Source organism: Candidatus Allofournierella merdavium (assembly GCF_944382735.1).
GTDB lineage: Bacteria > Bacillota > Clostridia > Oscillospirales > Ruminococcaceae > Allofournierella_A > Allofournierella_A merdavium.
This window is the reverse complement of the sequence record NZ_CALWND010000012.1, coordinates 1-17,642: the sequence shown is the minus strand read 5'-3', so window position 1 is coordinate 17,642 and position 17,642 is coordinate 1. Positions and strand designations below refer to the sequence as shown.

The window sequence follows — 17,642 nt, the reverse complement described above, 5'->3', positions numbered from 1 at the left end:
AAGGAATACAGCGCGCGAAAAGGCCCCCTGCCTTGCGGCAGGGGGCCTTTGAAAGCCTCACAAGCTCTTTCGATTACTCGTAGATCTTGGAAACAACGCCGGAACCCACGGTGCGGCCACCCTCACGGATAGCGAAACGCAGGCCTTCGTCCATGGCGATGGAGGTGATCAGCTCAACATCCATGGTGACGTTATCGCCAGGCATGCACATCTCGGTGCCCTCGGGCAGGGTGATGACGCCGGTCACGTCGGTGGTGCGGAAGTAGAACTGAGGACGATAGTTGTTGAAGAAGGGGGTATGACGGCCGCCCTCGTCCTTCTTCAGGACGTAGACCTGGCCCTGGAACTTGGTGTGAGGATGGATGGTGCCGGGCTTCGCCAGAACCTGACCACGCTCGATGTCGGTGCGCTGCACACCACGGAGCAGAGCGCCGATGTTGTCGCCGGCCTCGGCGTCGTCCAGCAGCTTGCGGAACATCTCCAGGCCGGTAACGGTGGTCTTCATCTTCTCTTCCTTCAGACCGACGATCTCAACTTCCTCGCCGACCTTGATCATGCCGCGCTCCACACGACCGGTAGCCACGGTGCCGCGGCCGGTGATGGTGAACACGTCCTCAACAGGCATCAGGAAGGGCAGGTCGGCCTTGCGGTCGGGGGTGGGGATGTAGTTGTCCACCGCGTCCATCAGGTCCAGGATGCACTTGTACTCGGGGGCGTTGATATCGGTGGAGGTGCTCTCCAGCACGGCCAGGGCGGAACCCTTGATGATGGGGGTGTCGTCGCCGGGGAAGTCGTACTCGGTCAGCAGGTCGCGGATCTCCATCTCGACCAGATCCAGCAGCTCGGGATCGTCCACCTGGTCCACCTTGTTCATGAACACAACGATGTAGGGCACGCCCACCTGGCGGCTCAGCAGGATGTGCTCACGGGTCTGGGGCATGGGGCCGTCGGCAGCGGACACGACCAGGATGGCGCCGTCCATCTGAGCAGCACCGGTGATCATGTTCTTCACATAGTCGGCGTGGCCCGGGCAGTCCACATGGGCGTAGTGACGCTTGTCGGTCTCGTACTCCACATGGGCGGTGTTGATGGTGATGCCGCGCTCGCGCTCTTCGGGGGCCTTATCGATGTTGGCGTAATCGGTGAACTCGGCGTCACCCTTCAGGGCCAGCACCTTGGTGATGGCAGCGGTCAGGGTGGTCTTGCCGTGGTCAACGTGGCCGATGGTGCCAATGTTAACATGAGGCTTGGTACGTTCAAACTTAGCTTTTGCCATTTTAATTGTCCTCCTTTTTTTGAACCATTGAACCTATGGTTATAATACTAAAACATTTGCCAAAAATCAAGCATTATTTGGGCTTTCGGCTCAGTCCTTCTTGCGGCCGGCCATGATGCTCTCGGCAATGTTCTTGGGAACCTCGGCGTAGTGGCTGGGCTCCATGGAATACTGACCGCGGCCCTGGGTCTTGCTGCGCAGGTCGGTGGAATAACCGAACATGTTGCTCAGCGGGACAAAGGCGTTGATCTGCTGCGAGCCGTTCAGAGCTTCCATGCCCTGAATCTGGCCGCGGCGGGCGTTCAGGTCGCCGATGACGTCGCCCATATACTCGTCGGGCACGATGACCGCGACTTTCATGATGGGCTCCATGATGGCGGGATCGGCCTTGGCCATCGCCTCTTTGAAGGCCATGGAACCGGCGATCTTGAACGCCATTTCGGAGGAGTCGACCTCGTGGTAGGAGCCGCCCTTCAGGGTGACCTTCACGTCCTCCACCGGGTAGCCGGCCAGAATGCCGGCCTTCATGGCGCCCTGGATGCCCTGGTCAATGGCAGGAATGAACTCCTTGGGAACATCACCGCCCACAACGGCGTTGATGAACTCGTAGCCCTTGCCGGGCTCGTTGGGCTCGATGTCGATGATACAGTGACCGTACTGGCCCTTACCGCCGGACTGCCGGGCGTACTTGGTGTTGGCGCTGGCCGGACGGCGGATGCACTCGCGGTAGGCCACCTGCGGGGCGCCCACGTTGGCCTCCACCTTGAACTCGCGGAGCAGACGGTCCACGATGATCTCCAGGTGCAGCTCGCCCATGCCGGCGATGATGGTCTGGCCGGTCTCCTCGTCGGTCCAGGTGCGGAAGGTGGGGTCCTCCTCGGCCAGCTTGTTCAGCGCCAGGCCCATCTTCTCCTGACCGGCTTTGGTCTTGGGCTCGATGGCAACGCGGATAACAGGCTCGGGGAACTCCATGCTCTCCAGGATGACGGGGTGCTTGGGGTCGCACAGGGTGTCGCCGGTGGTGGTGTTCTTCAGGCCCACGGCGGCGGCGATGTCACCGCTGTAGCACACGTCGATGTCCTGGCGGTGATTGGCGTGCATCTGCAGGATGCGGCCCATGCGCTCGTTGGTGTCCTTCACCGAGTTGTAGACGGTGCTGCCGGCTTCCACGATACCGGAGTAAACGCGGAAGAAGCACAGCTTGCCCACGAACGGGTCGGTGGCGATCTTAAACGCCAGAGCGGCGAAGGGAGCGCTGTCGCTGGAGGGACGGGTGGTCTCCTCGCCGGTGCGGGGATCAACGCCCTTGATGTCCTCAATGTCGGTGGGGGCGGGCATATAATCCACGATGGCGTCCAGCAGCTTCTGCACGCCCTTGTTGCGGTAGGAAGTACCGCAGGTCACGGGCACCACGGTGTTGGCGATGGTCTCGCGGCGCAGAGCCTTCTTGATCTCTTCCTTGGTCAGCTCCTGGCCGTCCAGGTACTTCATCATCAGCTCTTCGTCGCTCTCGGCCACGGCCTCGATGAGCTCGGCGTGATACTGCTCCGCCAGCTCGCGCATATCCTCGGGGATGTCCTCCACGCGGATATCCTTGCCCATGTCGTCGTAGTAGACGTCAGCCTTCATGTCGATCAGGTCGATGATGCCTTTGAAATCATCTTCCTTGCCGATGGGCAGCTGGATGGGCACGGCGTTGCACTTCAGACGCTCGCGCATCATCTTCACAACGCGGTAGAAATCGGCGCCCATGATGTCCATCTTGTTCACATAGGCCATACGGGGCACATGGTATTTGTCGGCCTGGCGCCACACAGTCTCGGACTGGGGTTCCACGCCGCCCTTGGCGCACAGAACGGTAACAGAGCCGTCCAACACGCGCAGGCTGCGCTCCACCTCGACGGTGAAGTCCACATGGCCCGGGGTGTCGATGATGTTGATCCGGTGCCGGTTCTTCTTGGCGGCAACAGGGTCGTTCAGCAGTTCCGTGTGGCTCCAGTAGCAGGTGGTGGCAGCAGAAGTGATGGTGATACCACGCTCCTGCTCCTGCGCCATCCAGTCCATCGTAGCCGCGCCATCGTGCGTTTCACCGATCTTGTGATTCACGCCGGTGTAGTAAAGGATACGCTCGGTGGTGGTGGTCTTGCCGGCGTCGATGTGCGCCATAATGCCGATGTTTCTGGTCATTTCCAGAGAAACGTCTCTTGGCATCATATTCAGCTCTTACCTCCTAAACTCCAGACTGGATCAATAGCGATAGTGGGCGAAAGCCTTGTTGGCCTCGGCCATCTTGTGGGTATCCTCACGCTTCTTCACAGCGTTGCCGGTACCGTTCACCGCGTCCATGATCTCGTTGGCCAGGCGCTCGCGCATGGTGCGCTCGCTGCGGCTGCGGGAGTAGCTGGTGAGCCACCGCAGACCCAGAGTCTCGCGGCGCTCGGGGCGCACTTCCATGGGCACCTGGTAGGTGGAGCCGCCCACACGGCGGGCCTTGACTTCCAGGCTGGGCATGATGTTCTCGAGCGCTTTCTCGAACATCTCCAGGGGATCGTTGCCGCTCTTCTCCTTCACGATGTCGAACGCATCGTAAACGATCTTCTGGGCAACACCCTTCTTGCCGTCCAGCATAACGCTGTTGATCAGACGGGTGACCATCTTGGAGTTGTAGACAGGATCAGCCAAAACGTCACGCTTTGCAGTAATACCTCTTCTAGGCATCTTTCTTCCCTCCTTCACAGAATGATATCATCGGTACTCGAAAGCAATAAACTCCCGTTGTGCCACACAAGGTCTTACTTACAATGTATATAAGAAGCCTTTGATGGCGGGGTATACGTTTGATTACTTCTTCTTAGCACCGGCCTTGGGGCGTTTCGCGCCGTACTTGGAGCGGGCCTGGTTGCGGTTGGCCACACCCTGAGTGTCCAGAGTACCACGGATGATGTGGTAACGCACACCGGGAAGGTCCTTCACACGGCCGCCACGGATCAGTACTACGCTGTGCTCCTGCAGGTTATGGCCGATGCCCGGAATGTAAGAGGTTACCTCGATACCATTCGTGAGCTTAACACGGGCTACCTTACGCAGAGCAGAGTTCGGCTTTTTGGGGGTCATGGTACGAACAGCGGTGCAAACACCACGCTTCTGGGGGCTGTTGGCATTGCTGTAGGACTTGTCCAGCGAGTTGTAAGCCTTCTGCAGAGCAGGGGCGGTAGACTTGCGGACGGACACCTCACGGCCTTTGCGTACAAGCTGGTTGAAAGTAGGCATTGTGATCTCCTTTCTTCAATGATTTATGTTCAGGCGGCAAACGCCGCCAAAACACCAAAAGGGCATAATTACGCCAAGGGGCGCAACAATTTTATTTTACACACTGGTGCTGTGCATGTCAACAGTATTCGCAAAAAAGTTTGCAGCAAATCAGCCAAAAATTTATTTTTTCGGCCGCAGGCCCGGCAGCGCCCCGAGCCCCCGGGCCGCCGCGCACAAGATCAGCGGCAAAAGCCCCACGAGATAGCGCGAGCGGGTCTCCCACACCAGCAGGAACACCCCCGCGCCCAGCAGCGCCACAAGGGCCGCCCAGAGCAGGCCGTCGGCCTTTTCGCCCCGGCGGGCCTGGTCAAAGGCGCACACAGCCAGGCCCAGGCAGATCAGCAGCTGCTGGGCGTTCACCAGACGCTGAAAGGCCGGCCAGTGCGCGCCGGTATCCGCCACCCATTGCTGCAGCGCGCCGGGGGCCACCGGGTCGATACCCAGCTTGTGCCCGCCGAAGTAGCTGCCGTCCGCCCAGGTGTAGGCCAGCTTCTGCCGCAGGTGGTCCAGAAAGCCCAGCGGGCCGTAGTCCGCAAGGCGGCGGGCGATCTCCTCTTTGGCGTGGGCGGTGCGGGCCGCCGCATCGGGCAGGGCCTGGCTGGCCAGATGGTCGGCCTCGTCGTAGCCGCCGGGATTCTTCAGCCCCATCATCACATAGTGCAGCGGCGGCAGGCGGTATTTCTCGATGGGACCGGTGTCCAGCACGGGGTTATGGCCCAGCCAGACCTGCCAGCCGGCCATGCACACCGCGAACACCGCCAGGCCCAGCGCCGCCGCTCGCAGCGCGCCGCCCCGGCGCAGCAGCCACAGGAGCGCCAGCGCCAGGTAGAGGCAAAAGGCGGTGGGTTTGAGGCGGAAGGCCAGAAAGGCCGCCAGGCCCAGCGCCGCCGCCAGCCACGGCGGGCGCTCCCCCTCGCTCCAGCGCTGGGCGAGATAGAGGTCCAGGCTGACGAAGGGCATGGAGAGGGTGTCGGTGTAGAAGATGGGGCCGTAGAGCCACAGGCCGGCGCAGCAAAAGCAGGCCAGCGCCGCCGCCAGCGCCCATTTTTCGCCCCAGCGCCGCCGCGCAGCAGCCCACAGCAGCAGGACGGACAGGTCGATGGCCGCCAGGTTGAACAGGATGCCGCTGGCAAGGGGCGAAAGGCCCGCCAGGCTGCCGGCGATGAACACCGGCGCCAGCACAAGGGCCAGGAAGAAGTTGTTGTTGGACTCGAGGAAATACTGCCAGTCGATACGGATGGCCCCGGACGAGGTGATCTCCAGCGCGCCGTGGTAGACGCGGCCGAAATCCCAGGCGGGCTCCACCCGCACCGCGAAGGCGAACGCGCCCGCCGCCAGGGCAAAGAGGACAAAGAGCGCCCAAAAGGCCCGGCGCGCGCCCCGCTCGGTGAGGCGCGGCAGCACCAGCCGGCACACGCCGAAGAGCGCCGCCAGCGCGGCGGCGGCCAGCATCGCCGACCAGGGCCCCACCGAGACAAGGCACACCGCCAGCACCACCGCGAAAAAGACGGCCGCCGCCCAGAGCGCCAGTTTATACAGACACCGCAGCGCCAACCTGCTCTCCCCTCTTTCTCCGCGGCGCGCTGCCGCGCCGGTCATACACCGCCTTCGCGCCCCAGCCAAGGGCGGTGAGGACGCTCACCGCCAGGGCCGCGCTCCAGTACCAGTAGCCCGCGAAATCCACCGTCAGATGGCCCGAGCCCGCCGGCAGCGTCACCGCCAGCCGCCCGTCCGGCGCGCCGGTCAGCGGCAGCGATTCGCCGTTCAGCCGGGCGGCATAGCCGGGGTAAGCGGTGAGGGGCAGGTAAACCGTCGTATCCTGCTCCGCCGTATAATCAAACTCGATGCGGCAGCCCTTCTTTGTCAGGCCGGCCACCGCCAGTTCGCCCTGGGGTTCCAGCGCGTTGGAGGCGGCGGTAAGGGCTTCGTCGTTCACGCCCTCCGGCAGATACTCGTTGTAGTTGCCGCCGATGTGCGCGATGCCGTCGGTCTGGCCCATGTACACCGGGGTGGCCAGCAGCCCGTCCATCAGGGCGCTGGCGGGCAGCATGGCCACCGCCAGCAGCACGCCCAGCACCGCCGTCTTTCCCCCGCGGCCCGCAAAGGGCACCGTGGCCGCCGCGGCCACCACCGCGAAGCAGGCGGCGGCGAAGGCCAGAGTGCGCCAGGGGAACTGCACCGGCGAGAGCAGCCTGTCCAGCGCGGGGATGCGCTGGAGCAGTTCCCAGGGGAAGTAGACGCTGGCGGCGTAGAGGCACAGGCCCGCCGCCACGGCGGCGGTGAGTCCGATGCGCAGGCCGGGGCGCGGCCCGCCCGTTTGAGGGGCGAACAGCCACCAGCCCGCCGCCAGCAGGCCCAGGCAGACCAGCGGCGCCAGGCCCAGGGTGAGGAGCATCTCGCTGTCCAGGCTGCCCAGCTCCTGACTCCAGAGCCCCGGATCGGGCGACCAGAAGGTGACGAACATCTGGGCGGGATAGAGCGAATGCCCGTGCAGATCCACACGGGAGCCGAAGATCTTGAAGCCGCCCCGCAGGGTGTAGGTGAGGAAGGGCACCAGGAACCACAGGTTCAGCAGCACCGTCAGCCCCGCCGCCTTGCCCAGCGCGGCCAGTCGGGCGGGCCGCCGCAAGGCGGGCAGGGCCGCCAGGGCGCAGAGGGCCGCGAACACCGCCGCCATCTCGGTGGAGAGGATGTGGCTTTGGAAGATGCCGGTGCAGGCCAGCACCAGCCAGGGCCACTGGCCCGCGTCCCCCGCCAGCAGCTGCCACAGGCCGTAGAGCAGCAGGGGCAGGAAGGCCATGGCCAGCACCTCCCCCAGCGCCGCGCGGATGTACAAATCGCACAGGCGGTAAGGCGAAAGCAGGTAGAGGATGGCCGCGGCCATGCCCGCCGCCCGGCTGTTCATCAGCCGCCGGCCGCAGAAATAGGCGGAAAAGGCGGTGCCCAGATTGACGGCGAAGAGCAGCGCCTTCCAGCTGAAGAGCAGCGAAGCGCCCGCCAGGCGCAGCGCCGCCGGGAAGTAGAGGAACAGCTCAGGGTACATCACGGAGGTGGCATAGCCCTTGCCGCCGAAGTGCTGGGTGCTGATGCGGGCGGGCCACTGGCCGCTCTGCAGCGCCCCGAACAGCCCCTCGATGCGCCGCAGGTGGAACTCCTGATCCATGCCCACCGTCAGAAAATCGGTGAACAGCGGATAGCTGGCCAGCAGCGTCAGGCCGATGAGGGCCGCCACCACCGCCGCCTGGGGCCGCCCTTTGCGCGCCGCCCACCAGAGCAGGCCGGCCAGCGCCAGCACGAACAGGATGAGCAGCAGCGGGTCGGTCCAGTAGAGGTAGCCCGAGCGCAGGGTGAGGGTGTTCACCGTGAGGGCGCCCTCCCCGCCGTACCAGACGCGGAACTCCAGGTCGTCCACCCCGCGGTCCAGCAAAAAGTCCGCCCGGGCCTGGGTCTGGCCCGGGTCCAGCTGCATCGTGGCCAGCACCCGGCCCTGGGTGTTGTCCTCATTGAGCCAGCCGGGGCTGTACACCTCCACATAGCTGCCCGCCCCGTCGGCGGAATACATCACCGTCAGGGAGAAGGAGCCGGGCTCGAGATACGCCCCGGGGCCGTACATGAACAGGCCGGCGTCCAGATAGGTGGGGTCGGCATAGCGGGAGGCCGCCGTGGTGGCTGTCTCGACGGTGGACTCCAGATCCACAGCCGTGAAGGTCTGGAGATAGCGGCTCTCCCGGAGGAGGGGCACAAGCAGGCAGACCAGCGCCAGCACGACAGCCCAGTAGGTTATGGTTTGTTTTCGTTCCATTCGTTTCTCCTCACACAGTCAGTTTGCTCCGTCGGCGCAGCGGCCGGGGCAGGCCCGTCCGCCGGACCACGGCCCAGCCGGCCAGCCCGGCGAACGCCGCGAGGCTGACGAGATCGCCCAGCCGGAAATACCACAGGCCCCGGTACCGCACGGTCATGTGCCCGGCGTCGCCCTGGGGCCGCACGGTCAGGATGCCGTTTTCGCCCCGCTCGCAGGCCAGCCGGACGCCGTCGCCGTCCACCGCCTCATACCCGGGATACCAGGTCAGCGGCAGTTCCATGGCCTCGCCGCCGGCCCCGCTCCAGTCGAATTCCAGCCGGTTGCCCCGCTGGGAAAGGCCGCTCACCCGCAGGTCCGCCCCGCCGGTGACGGGGCGCGCACGCGCCGCCAGTTCTCCCGCGCTGGTACCCACATACAGGTATTGCCCGTCGTACAGATTGTCGGTGATGAGCCGGCCGTTACGGGAATAGCTGGGCAACTCGGCCGCCTTTTGGAGCATCTGCCCCGCCGAGGGCAGCAGTACCGCGCAGAAAGCCGCCGTCAGCACCAGCGCCTTGGCCTGCCGGCGCAGCCCGCCCAGCTTCCAGGCGGCCAGCGCCCCGGCGCAGAGGGCCAGGAACAGGCTGGCCGTGGTGAGAAAGCGCCAGGGGAACTGGATGACCGACAGCTTCGCCCCCAGCACCGGCAGCCGCTGGGCCAGCGCCCAGGGGAACAGGTTCGTGCACAGCCACAGCGACAGGCCGGCGAAGGCGGCCGCCCAGCCGCCCAGCCGGGCGGGGGCGGGCAGCGGCGCGCCGTCCCGCCAGGCACAGCCCAGCGCCAGCAGCACCGCGCCGCCCGCCGCCAGCAGGGCCAGGCCCGGGGCCAGCAGCATCTCCCCTTCCAGCGTGCCCAGCCGCACCGCGTCGCCGCTCACCGAGCCGAAGGTCATGAACAGCTGGGCGGGATAGAGGGCGTAGTCCCACACGTCGAACTGCAGGTGGAAGATATTGAAGTCCTCCCGGGAAAAGCGCATCCAGGGGAGGATGTACCACAGGTTCAGCGCCAGCGCCAGCGCCGCGGCCTTGACCAGCGCGAAAAGCCGCTCCTTCTGAAGCGTCCGGCGCAGGTTCAAAAGGCAGAACAGCCCGCCGAAGGCCACGCAGAAGATGGTGGAGATGAGGTGGCTCTGGATGACGCCGGTCATGGCCAGCGCCAGCACCGGCCAGCCGCCGGGCTGGCGGAACAGCACAAGCCAGAATCCCAGCACCACCGCCGGCAGGAAGGCCATGGCCAGCGCCTCCCCCAGCGCCGCCCGCACATAGAGGTTGCAGATGCGGTAGGGCGACAGCGTGTAGAGCACACAGAAGAGGAGCGCGGCGAAGGAGCCGCCCAGCATCCGCCGGCCGGCACGCCAGGCGATGACGGCGGTGAGGCCGTTGAGGGCCAGGATGGTGAAGCGGTAGGCCCCTTCCAGCGAGACGCCGGCAAAGCGGAGCAGCGCCGCCGGATACAAAAACAGATCGGGATACAGCAGGCTGGTGGCGTATCCCTTGCCGCTCACCGCCGTGGGCTGGATGCGCACCGGGAATTGCCCGCTGGCAAGGCCGTCGGCGATGCCCTGGATGCGGGTCAGATGAAAGTGCAGGTCCGGCCCGTAGGGCAGGCCGGGGGTGAGCACGGGCAGGCTGGAGGCCAGCGCACAGCAGACCAGCACCGCCAGCACCGCTTTTTGGGCGCCGGTCCTGGGGCCCCGCGCCAGCAGCAGCACCGCCGCCGCCGTGAGGGCCGCCACCGCCAGCAGGCCGTCCCTTTCGCAGAACAGGCCGGAGGTCAGCCGGGCGGAGGGCGCCTGGCCGTCCACCCACACCTGCACCCGCACCCGCTGGCCGCTCACCGTGAAGGACGGGCCGCCGTCCTCGTTCAGACGCACGCCCTCCCGGTTGTCGGCGCTGAGCGCGTCGGGGGCCAGGACGAACGCCTCCGGCCCGTTCTCCCCCTCCCACTCCACGGTATAGCGCCCCGGGTCCAGCCAGACGTCCTGGCTGACCCGCCAGTCGCCCTGCTGCGCCAGCGCCGCGGGCAGCCGGGCGGGCGCGTCCCACTGCAGGGACAGGTCCAGGGCGCTGCTTTGCACCGCCCAGACCAGCGCCAGCGCCGCGCAGATCAATACCGCCGCCCAGCGACGGCCCGTTTGCTTCTCCATGGTTTTGCTCCCCTCTTGATCACCTTCGTTCATTATACAACACCCGCCGCCTTTGCGCCAGCCCATTGCCCCGTCCGCCGGTTTTTCCCCGGCAACGGAAAAGCCGCCCCGGCAGACCGGGGCGGCTCCAAACCGTCGCACTCACTGCACCTGCAGGTCCAGCAGCTTCCATCCGTTTTCGCCGCGCACCGCGTACATCCGGTACACTGAAGGGTAGCTGCGGGGGCGCAGCCCCTCCTTGTAGACCATGTAGGTGAAACGCACGGTGCCCGCCGCCGCGTCCGGGCCCAGGCTCTCCAGTTCCGAGACCGAGAAGTCCTCGAAGGCGGTGGAGTCGTGGCTGACGTACCAGCTGGAATCGAAGGTGCGCAGGCTGTTGTAAAACTCCGTGTCCCCCACAAGGGCGCCCTGCAGTTCGGCAAAGGACGCGTCGGCGGACACATACCGGGCGTAGACGCGGGCGGTGCGGTCGAAAAAGCCCTCCAGGGCGGCGGCATCCTCCGCGTTCGGTTCCACGGTGACCAGGGCGTTCAGGGGGTTCTCCCATTCCACCCTGCAGCTGCCCTCCCCGCTCTCGGCGGTGACCTGCGGCTCCTCCAGCAGGCCCTCCACGCGCCAGGTGCACTCCATGGGCGCGCTCTCCCCCAGCGCCTCAAAGCCGGCGGCGGCGGTGGTGGCGCTCAATTCGGCCTCGCCCAGCGGCTGGCCGTCCACAAAGACCGAGGCCGACCGGGGCGCGCGGATGGTGACGGCGGACAGCGCCTGCACCCGGGGCCAGGCCTGCCAGCCCTGCCCGTCGGGGAAGAGGGTAAATTCCGCCCGGCCGTCCTCATCGTCCACCACCACATAGGTGACGGCCCCGTCCTGCCCGGCGGCGTCGCCCTTCTGCACAAAGCGCAGGCTGTCCCGGTCGTCGGGCAGGCCGTTCAGCAGTTTCTGCGCTTCGTCCAGATACTGCCGCGCGGTGGCAAAGCGCCCGGGCAGCATCGCCGCGGGCACGTCCTCTTCGGTCAGCGTGCCCGTCTGCACGGCGCGCACGCTGCGCAGGATGGCCGCTTCGGGCGTGGACTCCTCGTACCGTTCCAGCGCCCCCCAAAGCGCCCAGAGCGCCGCGCCGCCCGCGGCACACAGCACCAGGGCAAAGCCCAGCAGCCAGGGCCAGAAGGGGCGGGCGCCGCCGTAGTCCCTTTTTTCTCTGCTCATTCCTGCCCCTCCTCCGCCTGGTCCACCACAAAAGCGGTGGGCAGATTGCGCGGGCCATACAGCGACGCGCAGACATTCACCGTCTCGCCCTGGTAGATCATCTGTGTGCTGGAACCGCCGTCCAGGTTGGCGGCGTTCACCGCGCCCCATTCCTGCATCACCTGGATGCAGTCCTGGTAGGTGGCGCCCAGGCTCTGAGGCTGCCGCCCGTCGATGACCAGCAGCAGCACCGCGCCGTCCGCCCGCTGGCCGATCACCGTGCGGGGGTTGAGCCCGCCGCCGGTGCCGGAGATCTCGGCGGCCTCGCCGTTGATGATGAAGGCCGGGCCGAAGCTGAGGGCGTCCCGCAGGCCCCGGTCCACCGCCTCGCGGCCGGTCATGCGGCCCACCACCAGGTGATCGCTCTCGTCAAAGCCGATGACCGAATACTCCTGGTCCATGCCGCCGGCCCGCAGCTTGCCCTGCTGGATCACCAGGCCCAGCGGCACGCTGCCGCTGCCCACGCCGTTCTCATCGGCAAAGCCGCCGCCGTTGATGCCGGCCACCGCGCCCGCGTCCGCCACCAGCTGTTCCAGCTTCTGCCCCTTGCCCTCGGGGTCGAAGGAGGCGATGGCCGCCACCCGCACCCGGCTGGGGTCGTGCACCACCAGCATCTTGCCCTTGAAGCTGCCGCCGGTGACGTCGTGCAGTTCGATGGTGTCCTTGGGCACCCGGGCGTCGCCCTCCTCAAATTCGCCGCCCGCCTGGGTGACCTCGTCGGTCTCCAGCACGCCGTTTTTGTCCAGGATGGCCTGCACCTCCTCCGCGCTGAGGAAGATGCGGGCGGTGAATTTGGCGGCGCTGGTCTCCATCACCGTGTGGACGAACAGATCCCGCGCCGCGGGGCTGGGCCCCTTGCAGATGATGTAGATCGCGCCCAGCAGGAAGGCGAGCAGCGCGCAGAGGAACACCCCCGCCATTGCCAGCGCCCGCAGCACCGGATGCCGCGGACGGCCGCGCCAGCGAGGCGCGGCGGGAGTCTGTGCAGAAGTTTGTTCAGTATTCAAAGCACGCTCCAGCTCCTTCATGCAAGTTCACCGGGCGCCGCGCCCGGGATGTGTTCAAAAAAGTCGTTCTTTGCTTCGTCCGGGCCCACGTTGGTGTAGGCCAGACCGAATTTGCGGCAGTCGTTTTTGCCGCCGGCCTTCACCGAAAACCACTGGGTCTGGCTGACATGGCAGGCAAATCCCTCCGCCGCCATCTCCAGGGCGGTGCGCCCGCCGAAAGCGGCGAGGGGCATCTCGCCCCACTCCATCTGGAGGGTGTTTTCCGGCCAGAGGTGCAGATAGCACTTGGGCACCTGCCACACGCCATATTCCGCGGCGCTCTCGGGATACTGGGACGCATCGCCGCTGCGCTCCAGCGCCGCCAGCAGGGTGACGGCGTTCAGCTGATGGGCCCCGTGGCCGTACTCGCCGTTCACGTCGTGGCCCAGCACCACGCTGGGTTTGAAGCGGCGCAGCTGCTCCACCTGCCAGGCGGTGACGGTCTCCTCGCCGTAGACCGCCTTGGCGCTCTCCAGGCTCTCCTTGGAGGCGTACAGGTCCGGGAAGTCGGAGATGACCGGATAGTTGCGCACCCCCACCGTCCACAGGCCGTTCAGCAGCTCGTGGGGCCGGTAGGGTTCGCCCCAGTGGTTCGTCATATAGGCCACCTGCACCGCGTAGCCCTTTTCGCCGGCGTAGTAGGGCAGCGCCCCGCCGAACCAGAGGTGTTCGTCGTCGGCGTGGGTGGGCAGCACCAGCAGGTCGGCCTTTTCACAGGGCGGCTGCCACTGCTGCACCCAGTCCGGCACCTGGCCCGGGGTGAAGGCGGACACCCGGCAGAGCACCGTGTCCGCCGGGAAGCGCAGCGTCACCGCGCTGGCCGGCTGCTCCAGTTCCACATATTCGTGGATGAAGCCGTTCTGCCCGCAGGCCTGCACCGCGCCGGCGCTCTCCAGCTGCCATTCCACCGGGCGGTCGAAGATCAGGTACAATCCGCCGATGGTCTCGTCCGCCCGCAGGGTGATGGATGTATCCTCGGAAAAGCGCACCTTGTCAAAGGCGCTCTGCTCCCCCACGTCCGCAAGGTCCAGCCCGCCGCCCTGCAGGTCGATCTCCAGCTGCCGCGCGGGCGGCTCCGGGGTAGGCTCGGGCGTGGGCGCGGGGGTGGGGCTGGGTGACGGGGCCGCCGTGGCGGCGGGGGGCGGCACGGAAGACGCCGGCGCGCCGCAGCCGGACAGCAGCACCGCCGCCAGCACCGCCGCCCACCATGTATGCCGAAGGACCTTCATCCCGGCTCCCCCCTTTCTATTTCCCTATCTTTTTTATTATATATCAGAAAACGGCGGGAAACACCAGTTTATTGCAGAATTTTCCGGCCCGAGGCCGCAAATTGCCGCCCATGGCAAAGCGCGGCGCCTTCCCACGGAGGAAAGCGCCGCGCCGTATCCTGTTTTCTATGGGCGGCGCCCGGGTCTCACTCCTCCGCGGGGGCGGCAGGGGCGGGAGCGGCGGGGGCGGGCGCCTCCGCGGGCTCCTCGGTCTTCTCGGGAACGGGCAGACCCAGCTGCTCGGCCTCGCGGCGGATGAGGTCCTCCTCCACCTCCGGCAGGCCGGTGCCCGCGGGGATCAGCTTGCCGATGATGACGTTCTCCTTCAGGCCCATGAGCGGGTCCACCTTGCCCTTGATGGCGGCCTCGGTGAGCACGCGGGTGGTCTCCTGGAAGGAGGCGGCGGACATGAAGCTGTCGGTGGCCAGGGACGCCTTGGTGATACCCAGCAGCACCTGGGTCCACTTGGCCTCCTTCAGACCCTCCTCGCCGTCGGCGATGCGCTGGCGGATGATCTCGTTCTGCTCCTCCACCTTCATCTTATCGGCCAGGGCGCCGCCGATGAGGTTGGTGGAACCGGCGTCGTCCACCCGGACCTTGCGCAGCATCTGCCGCACGATGACCTCGATGTGCTTGTCGTTGATCTCCACGCCCTGCAGGCGGTAGACCTTCTGCACTTCCTGGATCAGGTAGTTCTCCACGGCGGTGCGGCCCTTGATGGCCAGGATGTCGTGGGGGTAGGCATGGCCCTCGGTGATCATGTCGCCCTTTTCCAGCTGGTCGCCCTCGGACACGCGCACCCGCTGGCCGAAGGGGATCAGGTAGCTCTTTTCGGTGGGCGCGCCGTTCTCGTCCACACCGGACACCACCACATGCCGGTTCTTCTTGGTGTCGTCGATGTGGGCGGTGCCCGCGATCTCGGTCATGATGGCCAGCGCCTTGGGGCGGCGGCTCTCGAACAGTTCCTCAACGCGGGGCAGACCCTGGGTGATATCCTCCGCGGAGGCGATGCCGCCGGTGTGGAAGGTACGCATGGTCAGCTGGGTGCCCGGCTCGCCGATGGACTGAGCCGCGATGACGCCCACGGATTCGCCCACATGCACGGGGTTGCCGTTGGCCAGGTTGGCGCCGTAGCACCGGGCGCAGACGCCCAGCTTGCTGCGGCAGCTCAGCACGCTGCGGATCTCCAGGCTGGTGATGCCGGCCGCCATGATCTTGTCGGCGTCGAACAGGTCCATCATCTTGCCCTCGGGCACGATGACCTCGCCGGTGGCGGGATTGGTCACGTCGCCCACGGCGAAACGGCCGATCAGGCGCTCGCGGAAGGTCTCGATCTCCTCTTTGCCCTCCCGGATGTCGCTGACCACGATGCCCTCGGTGGCGCCGCAGTCCTCCTCGCGGATGATCACGTCCTGGGACACGTCCACCAGACGGCGGGTCAGATAGCCCGAGTCGGCGGTGCGCAGGGCGGTGTCGGCCAGGCCCTTGCGGGCGCCGCGGCTGGAAACGAAGTATTCCAGGATGTTCAGGCCTTCGCGGTAGTTGGCGCGGATGGGCATCTCGATGGTCTTGCCGGCGGTGTTGGCCAGCAGGCCGCGCATGCCGGCCAGCTGCTTGATCTGGTTCATGGAGCCGCGGGCGCCGGAATCCGCCATCATGAAGATGGGGTTGCGCTCTTCCAGGTTGTCGGCCAGCGCCTTGGACACCTTGTCGGTGGTCTCCTGCCAGATCTGGATGACGCTGTTATAGCGCTCCTCGTTGGAGATAAGGCCGCGGTTGAACTGCTTGATGACCTTGCTCACCCGCTCGTCGGCCTCGGCCAGCAGCTCCGGCTTCTGGGGCGGGATGACCGCGTCGCACACGGCCACGGTGATGCCGCTGATGGTGGAGTACTTGTAGCCCTGGGCCTTGATGCGGTCCAGCATCTCGCTGGTGGGCTTGGTGCCGTGGATGGCAAGGCAGCGGCTGATGATGTCCGGCAGGTTCTTCTTGGTGACCTGGAAGTCCACCTCGAAGTTGAACATGGTCTCGGGGTCGTTGCGGTCCACATAGCCCAGATCCTGAGGGATGGGCTGGTTGAAGATGATGCGGCCGGCGGTGGTGCTCACCAGCTTGGAGCGCACCTCGCCATTCACCTCGCGGGTGCGGCGCACCTTGATGGGGGCCTGCAGGGTGATGACCTTGCTGACGTAGGCCATGATGGCCTCGTTCTCATCGCGGAACACCTTGCCCTCGCCCTTGTCGCCCTTGTTCACCATGGTCAGGTAGTAGCTGCCCAGAATCATATCCTGGGTGGGCACGGTGACGGGGGCGCCGTCGCTGGGCTTGAGCAGGTTGCCGGAGGCCAGCATCAGCATCTTGGCCTCCCGCTGGGCCTCCACCGACAGGGGCAGGTGCACGGCCATCTGGTCGCCGTCGAAGTCGGCGTTGAAGGCGGTGCAGGCCAGGGGGTGCAGCTTGATGGCGCGGCCCTCCACCAGCACCGGCTCAAAGGCCTGGATGCCCAGACGGTGCAGCGTAGGCGCGCGGTTCAGCATGACGGGGTGGCCCTTGATGACGGTCTCCAGGCTGTCCCACACTTCGGGGCGGGTGCGCTCCACCATCTTGCGGGCGGACTTGATGTTGTTGGCCAGGCCCTTCTGCACCAGGTCCTTCATGACGAAGGGCTTGAACAGCTCCAGGGCCATCTCCTTGGGCAGACCGCACTGATACATCTTCAGTTCGGGCCCGACCACGATGACGGAACGGCCGGAGTAGTCCACGCGCTTGCCCAGCAGGTTCTGGCGGAAGCGGCCCTGCTTGCCCTTGAGCATGTCGGACAGGCTCTTCAGCGGGCGGTTGTTGGGGCCGGTGACCGGGCGGCCGCGGCGGCCGTTGTCGATCAGGGCGTCCACCGCCTCCTGCAACATGCGCTTCTCATTGCGCACGATGATGTCCGGCGCACCCAGCTCCAAAAGGCGCTTGAGGCGGTTGTTGCGGTTGATGACCCGGCGGTACAGGTCGTTCAGGTCGCTGGTAGCGAAGCGGCCGCCGTCCAGCTGCACCATGGGGCGGATGTCCGGCGGGATGACCGGCACCACGTCCAGGATCATCCACTCGGGGCGGTTGCCGGAGTGGCGGAACGCCTCCACCACTTCCAGCCGCTTGAGGATGCGCACCCGCTTCTGGCCGCCGGCCTCTTCCAGTTCGGCGTGAAGCTGCTCGCTCAGCGCGTCCAGGTCGATCTCGGCCAGCAGTTCCTTGATGGCCTCGGCGCCCATGGCGGCGCGGAACTCGTCCTCATAGCGCTCGCGCATCTCCCGGTATTCCTTTTCGCTGAGCAGCTGCTTTTTCTCCAGCGGGGTGTAGCCGGGGTCGATGACGATGTAGCTGGCGAAGTACAGCACCTTTTCCAGCTGCCGGGGGCTGATGTCCAGCATCAGGCCGATGCGGCTGGGGATGCCCTTGAAGTACCAGATGTGGCTGACGGGGGCGGCCAGCTCGATGTGGCCCATGCGCTCGCGGCGCACCT

At 66.1% G+C, this 17,642-nt stretch carries 11 protein-coding genes; all 11 read right to left on the bottom strand.

Translation table 11 applies throughout. From position 1 onward, the window contains the following. Window positions 1-73: 73 nt before the first annotated feature. Window positions 74-1,276, bottom strand: coding sequence for an elongation factor Tu (gene tuf / locus ACH2A7_RS10485; RefSeq protein ID WP_394961877.1), 1,203 nt, complete (start codon window positions 1,274-1,276; stop codon window positions 74-76). Between the two features lie 90 nt (window positions 1,277-1,366). Continuing rightward, window positions 1,367-3,487, bottom strand: a complete 2,121-nt coding sequence (fusA, locus tag ACH2A7_RS10480) for an elongation factor G (RefSeq protein WP_394961955.1) — start codon at window positions 3,485-3,487, stop codon at window positions 1,367-1,369. Between the two features lie 36 nt (window positions 3,488-3,523). Beyond that, window positions 3,524-3,994 (bottom strand): 30S ribosomal protein S7, encoded by a 471-nt coding sequence (gene rpsG, locus ACH2A7_RS10475; RefSeq protein WP_177522823.1) that lies wholly within the window; start codon window positions 3,992-3,994, stop codon window positions 3,524-3,526. Window positions 3,995-4,117: 123 nt separating this feature from the next. Then, window positions 4,118-4,546 (bottom strand): 30S ribosomal protein S12, encoded by a 429-nt coding sequence (gene rpsL / locus ACH2A7_RS10470; protein WP_394961876.1) that lies wholly within the window; start codon window positions 4,544-4,546, stop codon window positions 4,118-4,120. A gap of 162 nt (window positions 4,547-4,708) precedes the next feature. Beyond that, window positions 4,709-6,142, bottom strand: coding sequence for a glycosyltransferase family 39 protein (locus tag ACH2A7_RS10465; RefSeq protein ID WP_394961874.1), 1,434 nt, complete (start codon window positions 6,140-6,142; stop codon window positions 4,709-4,711). After that, window positions 6,120-8,390 (bottom strand): hypothetical protein, encoded by a 2,271-nt coding sequence (locus ACH2A7_RS10460; protein WP_394961872.1) that lies wholly within the window; start codon window positions 8,388-8,390, stop codon window positions 6,120-6,122. Before ACH2A7_RS10460 ends, ACH2A7_RS10465 begins: the two co-directional genes overlap by 23 nt. A gap of 10 nt (window positions 8,391-8,400) precedes the next feature. Beyond that, the gene (locus tag ACH2A7_RS10455; RefSeq protein WP_394961870.1) at window positions 8,401-10,575 is read right to left on the bottom strand and encodes a hypothetical protein; all 2,175 of its coding nucleotides are present in this window, start codon (window positions 10,573-10,575) and stop codon (window positions 8,401-8,403) included. Window positions 10,576-10,716: 141 nt separating this feature from the next. Then, a complete protein-coding gene (locus tag ACH2A7_RS10450; RefSeq protein ID WP_394961868.1) occupies window positions 10,717-11,778 on the bottom strand; it encodes a hypothetical protein in 1,062 nt (353 codons plus the stop codon). Further along, window positions 11,775-12,824: a phosphodiester glycosidase family protein gene (locus ACH2A7_RS10445; protein WP_394961867.1), complete on the bottom strand. Its 1,050-nt coding sequence runs from the start codon at window positions 12,822-12,824 to the stop codon at window positions 11,775-11,777. Before ACH2A7_RS10445 ends, ACH2A7_RS10450 begins: the two co-directional genes overlap by 4 nt. Window positions 12,825-12,841: 17 nt before the next feature. Further along, entirely contained in the window at window positions 12,842-14,092 is a 1,251-nt protein-coding gene (locus tag ACH2A7_RS10440; RefSeq protein ID WP_394961866.1) for a PIG-L deacetylase family protein, read from the bottom strand. A 185-nt stretch (window positions 14,093-14,277) separates the two neighbouring features. Beyond that, the coding region (gene rpoC / locus ACH2A7_RS10435; protein ID WP_394961864.1) for a DNA-directed RNA polymerase subunit beta' at window positions 14,278-17,642 on the bottom strand (3,365 nt) is incomplete at its 5' end.